We start from the raw sequence: 13,508 nt of genomic DNA, 5'->3' as shown, positions 1-13,508 counted from the left end.
ATTTACGGGGCACGGCTTCGTTACGGTATGCCGGCGGTATCGGGTAATATCATAGAGCCCGGGGCTACGGCAACGATAGAATTGAACCCGATAGGCGCAGGCGACAGTATCGAATGGTTTGCCAATGTGGAAGGCGGAACAGCTATAGCCACAGGACTGACTTACACAACGCCTGCCTTAAACGTAAATACGACATATTATATAGAGATCACGCGGGACGGGCTTACCGATTCGGTACGTTACCCGATCACCGTGGGGATCAACTTCCCTCCGACAGAAGGAGCCAGGGAACGGGTCTATGCCTGTAGCCAGGACAACCTGGCCATAGGGGGAGTAGAAAACCCGGAACTGGCCGTAGATGGTGACCCGAGTACCCATTCTACCTTTACGATCTTAAAAATAGGCGCCTTCTATCAACGCTTGAGTTTTGAGGATTGTGCCGTTAAACCTGCAGCCGGAGATGCCATGCATATTAAACTGGGCACAGAATCCGGATTGCTAGAGGTACTTGGCTTTGTAGGGATACAGGCAGTACGCAATGGAGTGCTGGTAGGGGATGTAGTGCCCTTGGTAAACCTGGTCTCTGTATTGAACGGACCGGAACAGATCGAAGTGGTGTTTACCCCTTCCATTAATGGTACTCCTATCGAGTATGATGGCGTACAGATCACCAAATTGTCCTTAGACAGTTTCCAGACGCCTTTACATATCTATGAAGCGTATTTCTATCAGCCGGCAACCGGCCCTGTGGATGTCAACCAACCGGTGGACGTGCTTTGGGGAACCGGCGGGGACATAGCCAGTACAGCCAATTTTGTACGGGATGTAAACAATGCCTTTGATGGTGACGATACGACTTTTGCCCACTTAAGGGCCAACCTGGCCGTATTGAGTGAAGGTGTACATATCACTGCCTTATACCCGACCTTGTCCGTAGAAGGCGATGGTGTAAGGGTATTGCTTCAAAGAGAAGAAGGCGGAATAATTGATGCTTCGTTGTTATCGCAGAACATCCGGATACGGACCTTTGATAATAATGATGAGAACAGTGTATTGACCCTGGATCCTGAGTTGATCCAGTTATCGTTGTTCCCGGGCACGACAGATGTATATGAATTGATCTATCCTGTGAACGTACCGTTCAACCGGATCGAAGTATCATTGGATGCTGGTCTGGCCAGTGCCTTTGAAGGTCTGTATGTCTATGAACTGGACCGTGCCCAGGATGTACCCGGAGGAGAATTCCCGGATACGGGGCTTTGGGCTACGCTACAGGATTTTGATATTGACGGGCTTTGTATATTATGTACTCTGGAGAATCCGGAATTTGCCGTAGATACGGATTTAACCAATTATGCCCAATTTAATATACCTGCAGGAGTAGGTTCTTCCATAACACAGAACCTTACCGGTTTCCCGTTCCGTGGAACAGCCGACGATTTCATACAGGTAGTATTGAGCCCGGAAAGTGGTATTATTGATGCCAGTTTGCTTGGAGCTATTACTATTCAGGCTATGGATGGTGATGAACTTGTAGGAGAACCGATCGAGGCATCTTCCTTATTAAATATAAGCCTTCTTCCGGGAGACGGTAACAGGTATGCCCTGAATTTTTCACCGGAAGTAGCCTTTGATGGTGTTCAGGTGAAAATGGGGTCTACGGTAGACCTTCTGAATAATCTTAGATTATACGGGGCCAGAATAAAACTTCCCGATCCGGATATTGTTTCCGGTAATATAACCATGCCCGGAACTTCCACAACAGTGGAATTGTCCCCTAACGGAGGGACAACCCTGGAGTGGTTTGCCGATGTTGAAGGGGGAGACCCGATAGAAGCGGGTAATTCCTTTACCACGCCAACTCTCGACGGAAGTATTACATATTATGTAGAGATCAGCCGTGACGGTTTTGTAGACCCTCAACGTTTCCCTGTAACCGTAAATGCCACTAATGATACATGGGCATTGGCACAGAACTGGGAGATTTTCGGCGGATGCCTGGTTTGCAGTGTGACCGACCCTGAAAATGCAGCGGATGGTGATCCTACGACCTATGCACAATTAAACCAGACCCTTGGTGCACTAGGAGGAATTCAAATGGACCTTTTTGATTTCCCGTTACAGGGACTTCAGGGTGATAAAATACAATTGGTGATCGGCTCCGGTAGTGGAGTGCTGGATGCCAGTATACTGGGTGACCTTACCCTTGAAAGCTTTAACGGCGATGTGTCGAATGACGACCTTGCCGATGATGCCAGCCTTATTAACCTGGAGTTATTGCCCGGGTCTACAGATCAGTTTGTACTGACCTTTACCCCAGGAGGCGATTTCGACCGTGTACAATTAAGGTCGCAGGCAGCGATTGACCTTCTCAGTAACCTGAGAGTATATGGGGCCAGGATACAATTTGTTAAACCGAATATTATTTCCGGACTTGTAACTACCCCGGGAACATCAACTACTGTAGTGGCCGAACCTGTTGCGGATACCGAACTTGCATGGTATGCGGCAGAGGAAGGCGGAACTCCCATAGCTACAGGAAACGAATTGACGACACCTGTATTAGATGCCAGTACACCTTACTATATAGAAGTAAGCCGTGACGGTTTTGTAGAGCCAGAACGTTATCCGGTGACCGTAAGCGTTATGGATGCGCCAGTAGCGGGAATTCCGATGATTAGGGAGTATGCTGATGGACAAGATAATAGTAATGGAATACTTTCTCCCGCCGTGGAGGAACCTTTACTGGCCGTTGATGGGGATAAAGATACACATTCTACTATAGGAGCTTTAATAGGGAATGCTTGGCAAGAACTTATTTTTACTGATGTAATGCCCGCTCCGAATGATCCTCTTCATGTAAAACTTGGAACGTCTACAGGTCTGGCTAATCTACTTACGGGGCTTACTCTGCAACTCTATAATGGAGATACTCCTGTAGGAGAGGAATTGGGAGTAGGAAGTTTAGTAGGGCTTCTTAGTGGAGCAGATCAGGCGGATATCGTAATGCCTGCTCCTGGAGAGCAATATGATAGAGTTCGAGTAACTTTTGGAGGTCTGTTGAATCTTGGAAGTAGTATAAATCTTTATGAAGCATATTTTAATAAACCTGGAGATGATGTAGCGTGTGATACGGCATCTGATATACTTTGGGGAAATCAAGGAGGTATTGGAGGAGCCGTAAATATAGTAGACGATCCTCAAAATGCTATTGACGGAGATGAGACCACCTTTGCTCAACTGTACGTAACTGCAGGAGTGTTAGATGCTAAAACCCATGTAACTACGCTATATCAAGCAGTATCTGTTCCTGGTGATTCTATCCGCATTGTATTCCAAAGAAATGAGGGTTTAATAGACGTTGGATTACTTTCCAGTGCGTTTACCGTAAGGACTTATCTGGACAATCAGGATAACGGAGCCCTAGACCTTGATGCAAGTTTATTGGAATTAAACCTTCTGGCAGGAAGTGAAGATATCCAGGTACTTACCTATCCTATAGATGTACCGTTTAATCGTATTGAAGTATCCATTGGAGAAGGTTTAGCCCTTTTACTGTCCAGCCTGAATGTATACGAAATAGGCCGCGTAGCCCCATCCCCGGTAGTGGCGGGCGGTGATGCTGTGGCCTGTCTGGGAGAAGATGTGACCTTAGAAGTAGACTTCCCGACAGAAAATGCAACCTATAACTGGTATGATGCCGAGACCGGGGGCAACCTGGTTGGAACAGGGACTTCGTTTACCGTTCCGGCCGATGATCTTGCCCTGGGAGCCAATACATATTATGTATCTGTAACCAGAAATGGATGTACAGGTGAGGCTTCCGCACGGGCGGCTGTTAATATAGATGTCCTGGAAAGCCCGGATGCACCACAGGCAGTATCTGCCAATGTATGGGCAGCTCCGGGAGGATCAGCTACCTTACAGGTACTCGATCCGGATGAAAATATAACTTATAACTGGTACGACGCGGCTGCCGACGGCGAACTGCTGCACACCGGCGATACTTTTGAAGTAGCCGATGTTACGGCAGACACCTCTTATTATATAGAGGCCGTTGCAGGTGAAAGCTGTATAAGCCCCGCCCGTACCGAAGTTACAGTACAGGTATTGCTGCCCCCGACCATTGATCCGATAGGGGCAACAATTACCCAGGGAGAAACAGTGACTTTCAACGGGTTATCTCCCGACGGAACCGAAGTGGTCTGGTACGATCCGGATGGCAATGAAGTGGGTGTAGGCCCCGAGTATACCATTCCGAACACTCTCGTGCCCGGGGATTATGTTTATACGGCAACCACCAGGGATCCCGAAACAGGTGCCGAATCCGAACCTGTGGAAATTCCTGTGACCGTAGAACCGCTCGTTCTCGAAGCACCGACGGTTACACCTCCCTCTGCTACGATTGACGAAGGAGATACCGAAACCTTTACGGCCAGCCATGACAACCCGGATGTAACCTTTACCTGGTACGATCCGGATGGCAACGAGGTAGCCACGACACCTGAATTTACCACACCGGCCGACCTACCGCTGGGAGACCATGTATATACAGTGACAGCGACCGATCCGGTTACAGGTATAGAGTCCGATCCTACCCAGGTGCCCGTAACAGTGCAACCCGTAGGAGGAGGATTGTTGCCTCCGACGGTAACCCCTGCTTCGGCCACTTATCCCGAAGGAGGTACGGAAACCTTTACGGCCAGCCATGACAACCCGGATGTAACCTTTACCTGGAATGATCCGGATGGTAATGAAGTGGCTGTAACACCGGAGTACACTACTCCGGCCGATCTTCCCGTAGGAGATTATGTATACACCGTGATTGCAACTGACCCGAATACCGGGGAAGTATCGGACCCTGCAAGTGTACCGGTAACGGTAGAACCTGCAAGTGGTCTGGCGCCGCCAACGGTAACACCGGAATCTGCCGTGATTAACGAGGGAGATACGGAAACCTTTACTGCGGGCCATGACAACCCGGATGCGACCTTTACCTGGTATGATCCAGATGGTAATGAAGTGGCCACCACACCAGAATTTACTACCCCTGCGGACCTTCCGGTAGGAGAACATACATATACGGTAACGGCAACCGATCCGAATACCGGAGAAGTGTCCGACCCGACTGAAGTACCTGTAACCGTAATTGGCGCGGGTGACCTGTTACCACCAACTGTAACCCCTCCTTCTGCGACTTATCCCGAAGGAGATACGGAAACCTTTACGGCCAGCCATGACAACCCGGATGTAACCTTTACCTGGTACGACCCGGATGGTAATGAAGTGGGGACCACTCCGCAATTTACCACTCCTGCTGACCTTCCGTTAGGAGATCATACGTATACAGTTACGGCGACCGACCCGAACACCGGGGAAGAGTCCATACCGACTGAAGTTCCTGTAACAGTAGAGCCTGCAAGTGGTATGGAATCACCAACGGTAACACCGGAATCTGCTGTTATTAATGAGGGAGATACAGAGACCTTTACAGCTAGTCATCCCGATCCTGATGCGACCTTTACCTGGTACGATCCGGATGGTAATGAAGTGGCAACGACCCCTGAATTTACTACCCCTGCGGACCTTCCCGTAGGAGAACATACATATACGGTAACGGCAACTGATCCGGATACCGGAGAAGTGTCCGACCCGACCGAAGTACCGGTAACCGTAATTGGTGCTGATGACCTGTTACCGCCTGCTGTAACCCCTCCTTCTGCAACTTATCCCGAAGGAGATACGGAAACCTTTACAGCGAGCCATGACAACCCGGATGTGACCTTTACATGGTATGATCCGAATGGTAACGAGGTGGCAACAACGCCTGGATTTACTACGCCTGCTGACCTCCCGTTAGGAGATCACACATACACAGTTACGGCAACCGATCCGAATACCGGTGAGGAATCCATACCGACCGAAGTACCGGTAACGGTAGAACCCGCAAGCGGATTGGCATCGCCAACAGTAACACCGCCTTCGGCTACAATTCCTGAAGGAGATACAGAGACCTTTACGGCAAGCCATGACAATCCGGATGTCACCTTCACATGGTATGACCCGGATGGCAATGAAGTGGCAACCACGCCCGATTTTACTACGCCGGCCGACCTTCCGGTAGGGGACCATGTATATACCGTAACAGCAACCGATCCGAATACCGGTGAGGTGTCTGACCCTACGGAGGTTCCGGTATCAGTGGAACCGGCAGGTACTTTAGCTTCGCCGACCGTAACGCCTCCTTCGGCTATAATTACCCAAGGAGATACGGAAACCTTTATGGCCAGCCACGACAACCCGGATGTCACCTTTACCTGGTATGACCCGGATAATAATGTAGTGGCTACGACACCGGAATTCACTACACCTGCCGACCTTATGGTGGGAGAGTATGTGTATACCGTGACTGCAACTGACCCCAACACAGGAGAAGAGTCTGCACCTACCGAAGTACCGGTAACCGTAGAGCCTACAGGAACATTGGTGCCGCCAACCGTTACACCACCTTCTGCGACTTATCCCGAAGGAGAAACGGAAACCTTTACAGCCAGTCACGACAACCCGGATGTTACCTATACATGGAATGACCCGGATGGTAATGAAGTGGCAACTACACCAGAATTTACCACCCCTGCCGATCTTCCGGTAGGAGAACATATATATACCGTAACGGTTACCGACCCGAATACCGGGGACGTATCCGCACCGGCCGAAGTGCCGGTAACTGTAGAGCAGGCATCCGGTGAATTGTTGCCGCCTACGGTAGTGCCTGAAACGGCAACTATAGAACAAGGCGGAGCGGTGACTTATACCGCATCCACCGATTATCCTAACGGAGAGATTATCTGGACGGATGAAAGCGGAAATGAAATAGCCGCTGGTGAAGAATTTACCGCAGGACCCGGTCTTACACCTGGAAATTATACCTATAATGCGGTAGTTCGTGATCCGGATACCGGAGAAGAGTCTGCACCAACCCAGGTAACGCTCAATGTAACCGAACTTCCGTTACCGGAAGATTGTCTCCCGGCTTATGCAAGAACATATGCAACCAGCCAGACTGTTGAAGACGGTACGGTAAATAATCCGGAGAATGCAGTTGACGGAAACCTGGAAACATTCAGCACATTGCCGATTCCGTCACTTTTCTCCACGAATGCACAAACATTGCAATTCGCACAGGCATACAGCCCGTCTAACGGAGATGAACTGCACGTAAGATTAAGTACTGTAGTGGATGTTTCACTACTTGGAAGTGTGACCATAACATTGCAGGCATATAACGGAGATACCGCGGTCGGAGAACCTGCGGAACTCACCGGCGGAGTATTGCTTAACCTCGCTTCAGGAGATAACGAATCTGATATCGTTGTTCCCGTTGGAAGCCCTGATCCTTCCGTAAACTTTAATGCGGTCAGGGTTGAAGTACAGGGAGCACTGGTTTCCGGAGGAAATATTAACGTACACGAAGCCTATGTGAACCAGGGTGTTGCCAGCCTTGCCGAATGTAATGCTGTTGAAGATATTCTGGCAGGATCGACTTCCGGTGTACTCGGAGGTGTCAATGATGTATCCGGAAGGGAAAATGCCGTAGACGGAGACCTGGGTACAGCGGCCTTGTTGAGGCAAAATCTCGGCGTTGCGGGTTATGTACACCTTACAACTATTTACTCCGCACCTTCCGTTCCCGGTGATTCCATCCGGGTAACTCTGGCAGATCAGGATGCAGGTTTATTAGACCTTAGTGTGGCAAGCGGTATTTCCATTGTGGCCTACAAAGGGAATACACCCGTAGATTCCGTACAGGTACAGGAAGGGCTTTTAAGCATAAAACTCCTCGGTGGTGGTAATCAATATGAAGTAGCCACTACGATCGATCAGCCTTTTGACCGGGTATCCGTTCAATTGGGAGGCTTGGCCGATGCCCTGGCGGGAGTCGATATATTTGAAATAGAACGCGTACCCGGAATCAGCTTTGAAGGCAATGATCCCGGCGATACCATCTTAGAAGCTTGTGAAGGTGGAACAGTAACCCTGAATGCTCCTGCAGATGATTGTACAACATATCTGTGGTATGATGCCCGCTTCGGCGGAAATATAATAGGAGACGGAAACCTCGTATTTGAACTTCCCGCAGACTGGGAAGCCGGAGAACACATGGTTTACGTACAACCCGTTCGTTACGGCTGTGAAGAATCCGGTCGTATCGCGGTAACCATAAATGTTCAGGAAACTCCAGCTACCCCGGTAGTGGAAGCCGAAAATGTAATGGTGAACCCCGGAGAGGACGCTACACTTAATGTGGTAGATCCCGTAGACGGAGTAACTTATAACTGGTATGATGCCGCAGAAGACGGAAGCCTTGTCGATACAGGAGCAACCATAACCCTTACCGCGGTAACTGCCGAAACCGTATTGTATGTAGAAGCAATTAATGATGCCACTGGCTGTATCAGTGAGGCCCGTACAATGGTTACGGTGAGCCTTAACGAGCCTCCTGTGGCCAATGACGATACCATCTTTAGCATACCTAACGTAACGGTAAATATCCCGGTATTGATAAATGACGAACAGGGAACAGCACCGATAGACCCTGCAACAGTAGCCATTGTGACTCCTGCGGCAAGCGGTACAACGGTTGTAAATCCCGATGGTTCGGTAGATTATACACCTACTGCAGGCTTTAACGGAGCAGACAGCTTCGAATATACGGTAGAAGATGAAAACGGCCTGGTGTCCAATACGGCAATGGTTTCCATAACCATAACCACGGCACCGGTAGCCAATGACGATATGGCCAATACCAATCCGGATACCCCGGTAACCGTTGATGTACTGGCTAACGACGCCGAAGGAGCAGCACCATTGGTGCCGTCTTCGGTAACCGTAGGTACTGCACCGGCTAATGGTACGGTTGTAGTAAATGCCGACGGTTCGGTAACCTATACGCCAAACCCGGATTTCCTTACCGGTGAGGATATGTTTACCTATACGGTGGAAGATGAGAACGGGGCAATGTCAGACCCTGCCACGGTAACTGTTTCCATGAACGATACTCCTGTGGCCAATGATGATATGGTGAGTACCACCCTGGATACTCCTATAATTATTCCGGTACTGGATAATGATGAGGAAGGAAGTGCTCCGTTAGATCCCACAACAGTTACTATAGTTACGGATCCGACCAACGGTACGGCCGTGGTGAATCCTGACGGAACCATAGAATATACGCCGAACAGCGGTTATCTCGGTGACGACACTATAGCGTATACGGTAGCTGATACCAACGGATTGGTATCTAACGAAGCGGGCGTTACAATTACTGTCAATGACGGTCCTGCTGCCAATGATGATATAGCAGAAACAGAACGGAATACTGCGGTAACCATCCCGATATTGGATAATGACATCGCCGGAACATCAGATTTAGACCCGGCAACGGTAACCATAGTAACATCGCCAGCCAATGGCACGGTAATAGTCAATGCCGATGGTACGGTAGAATATACACCGGCTGACGGCTACCTCGGTGATGATACCTTTACCTATACCGTAGAAGACATAAACGGACTGGTTTCCAATGAAGCTACTGTTTCCGTAAATGTTATCAGGACGCTTACACCTCCCGATGTAGTACCAATGGATGTGACCATCACGGAAGGAGAGACTACTACGTTAACAGCAAGTACGGATCATGAAGATGTTGAGATCGTATGGTTCGACAGCGATGGGAATGAAATATTCGTAGGAGAAGTATATACGACTCCGGATAACCTGCCTTTGGGTGACCATACGTATGATGTAATAGTCCGGGATGTAAACTATCCCGATGTAGTATCAGAACCTACTACGCCGGTTGTTCATATAGTACCGCCCGGATCTCTGGACGACTGTACTGTTGCCAATGCCCAGACAAACGGCACACGGATCCTGTGTTTGCTGTGTAGTGTGGAAAATCCTGAAAATGCAGTTGACGGGGATATAGACAGCTTCTCAAGGCTGATCACCCCGGCAGCAGTAACAGGAGCAGTATGGCAGGAACTGATCTTCCCTAACGGAGGACAGGCCGGAGATACGGTTACCGTACACCTTGGGACCCAAAACTCCCTCTTAGACCTTGATGTTCTCGGAACCTTAAGTGTACAGACTTATAACGGTACAGGAGGAACCCAGGGAGATGTAAACGGAAACGGAGACGGAGCATCTATAAATGATGATACACTTATCAGTCTTACCATATTGCCTGGCGATGAGCGTGCAGAAGTTTCATTTGTTGCCGGCGGAGACTTTGACCGCGTTCGTGTGGAATTTGCTCCTGCTGTAAGCCTGCTTAACAGCAGCTGGCAGATTTATCAGGCTGAAGTGAAATACCAGCAGCCCACCGTATTACCTGAAGATACGGAAGTATGTCTCGGAGACACTGCTGTTCTGGAAGCCACTCCTGCTGCTAATACTACAATTCGCTGGTATGATGCGGAAGTGGGAGGAACCCTGCTTTCCGAAGAGAATACCTATACTACGGATGCTTTGGATACCGTAGGCGAAGTAACATATTATATAGCCGTGGTATTTAACGGATGTGAAGATTCCGATAGGATCCCGGTTACTGTAAATGTACTGGATGCACCCGGTGCGGATGATATAACCGTAACAGGTAATGAAAACCCCGTTTGTGCCGATGAAGATGTGGTATTGACACCTTCAAGTGCTGAAGGTACAGTATTCCGCTGGTATGCGGATGCTGACAGGACGCAGCTTATAAACGATGGTGATGTGGACGGTGATGTTTCTTATGCCATAGATACAAACGGCGTATTGACTATAAATGGCTTGAATAGCGATAACAGCCCTTATACATATTATGTAAGTGTAGAAGGAGCCAACGGATGTGAAAATCCTGCAGGTGCCCTGAGGGATGTAATGATAGAAATTACACCTAATGCACCGGGAGATGACATTGCAGACATCGTGATTGACAATGTGAACGGTGATGGAGAAGTTTGTCTGGATGCTTCCGGTAGTGTTACACTCACGGCAGGTCTGACGGCCGCCAGTACAATAACCGATCCTGTATTCCATTGGTATGACGGCAACGGAGACCCGGTTGCCGGAGGCGAAAACGGAGAGTTAGTAGTAGATGGTCTTACTGCCGGAACATATTCATATAGTGTAGGCGTAAGCGGAGACGGTTATTGTGAAACTGTAGAAGATCAACGTAAGACAACAACATTCGTTGCAAGAGACGATTGTTCGTTTATCGTGGCTAATGACGATACGGCCAATACACCTATCGATACACCGGTGACTATCCCGGTACTTGATAATGACGTGGCAGGTGATTCACCTATCGATCCTTCAACAGTGGCTATCGCAACCATGCCCGGTAGCGGAAGCACTGCGGTAAATGCCGATGGTACTGTAGCATATACACCAGACGCCGGATTCGAAGGCACCGATACCTTTACCTATACGGTAGATGATGAGGACGGCTTTACATCAAACGAAGCCACGGTAACAGTATTCGTGGGCAACAACGGCGGTCTGATGGCCGTTGACGACGAAGCGGATACACCTCTCGATACGCCTGTAACGATCCCGGTACTTGATAACGATGTGGCAGGTAATGCACCTATCGATCCTTCAACGGTGGCTATAGGTACAATGCCTACCGGCGGAAACACAGCAGTAAATGCCGCCGGCACTGTAACATATACACCGGACGCCGGATTCGAAGGCACCGATACCTTTACCTACACCGTAGAGGATACAGAAGGCTTTAAGACCAATGAAGCTACGGTAACGGTATTCGTAGGTGACAACGGTGGCCTGATGGCCGTTGACGACGAAGCGAATACACCTGTCGATACGCCCGTAACGATCCCGGTACTTGATAACGATGTGGCAGGTAATGCACCTATCGATCCTTCAACAGTGGCTATCGGAACCATGCCCGGTAGCGGAAGCACTGCGGTAAATGCCGACGGTACTGTAGAATACACACCAGACACCGGATTTGAAGGCACCGATACCTTTACCTATACGGTAGAGGATACAGACGGCTTTACAACTAATGAAGCCACGGTAACAATAACGGTAGGAGGAGATAATGGCGGCTTAATGGCCGTAGATGACAATGCAGCAACTCCACTGGATGTTCCGGTAACTATAGATGTGTTGGCCAATGATGTAGCAGGTGATGCACCTATAAATGAAGGCACTGTAGCGATAGTTACTGATCCTTTAAGTGGAAGCGTAGCTGTCAATACGGACGGAACGGTAATGTATACACCCAATACTGGTTTTGAAGGTGTGGATACATTCACATATACAATGCAGGATACGGAAGGCTTTACTTCCAATGAAGCTACGGTAACCGTAACAGTTGGCGGGAACAACAGCGGTCTGATGGCTAATGATGACACGGCTAGCACCCCTGTTGATATGCCTGTAACGGTCCCGGTACTCGACAACGATGTGGCAGGTAATGCACCTATCGATCCATCAACGGTGGCTATGGGCACCATGCCTGCAAGCGGAAGCACTGTGGTAAATGCGGACGGTACTGTGGAGTATACACCGGACACCGGATTTGAAGGCACAGATACTTTCACTTATACAGTAAAAGATACCGAAGGCTACACGACTAACGAAGCCACGGTCACAATAAGCGTAGGCGGGGACAATGGCGGTCTGCTGGCAGTAGACGATACTGCGGCAACCCCGATAGAAACGCCTGTCGATATCGATGTGCTGGCGAATGATGAAGCCGGAAATGCACCGATCGATCCGACAACAGTAATGCTCGCGGATATGCCGACGCAGGGAACTGCAGACGTAGATCCGGCGACCGGAGTGGTAACCTATACCCCGGATGCCGGTTTCGAAGGCGACGATACCTTTACCTATACGATGAAAGACGAAGACGGTTACACCAGCAATGTAGCTACGGTAACCGTAAGCGTAGGCGGAGATAACGGTGGCCTTATGGCCAATGATGATACTGCGGCAACCCCGATGGATGTAGCTGTGGATATCGATGTGCTGGCCAACGATACTCCTGGTAATGCAGCTATCGACCCGGCAACGGTAACGATCGTGGATATGCCTTCGGACGGAGGTACGGCCGATGCAGATGCGACCACAGGTATGGTAACCTATACACCAGCTGCCGGATTTGAAGGCGAAGCGACCTTCACCTATACAATGGATGACGAAGAAGGTTACACCAGTAATGTAGCCACGGTAACCATAACCGTAGGCGGGGACAATGGCGGTCTGCTGGCAGTAGATGATAGTGCGGCAACCCCGATGGAAACGCCTGTGGATATCGACGTGCTGGCGAATGATGAAGCCGGAAATGCACCGATCGATCCGACAACGGTAATGCTCGCGGATATGCCGACGCAGGGAACTGCAGACGTAGATCCGGCGACCGGAATGGTAACCTATACCCCGGATGCCGGTTTCGAAGGAGACGATACCTTTACCTATACGATGAAAGACGA

1 protein-coding gene is annotated in these 13,508 nt (G+C 49.5%); it reads left to right on the top strand.

Annotated features, from left to right (window positions below):
- On the top strand, positions 1 to 13,508 hold a 13,508-nt coding region (locus KN811_RS08370), incomplete at both ends, for an Ig-like domain-containing protein (RefSeq protein WP_216334773.1).

This window comes from Sinomicrobium weinanense (genome assembly GCF_018863395.1).
Lineage (GTDB): Bacteria > Bacteroidota > Bacteroidia > Flavobacteriales > Flavobacteriaceae > Sinomicrobium > Sinomicrobium weinanense.
The sequence above is the reverse complement of the archived record's forward strand: the minus strand, read 5'-3'. Positions and strand labels throughout refer to the sequence as shown.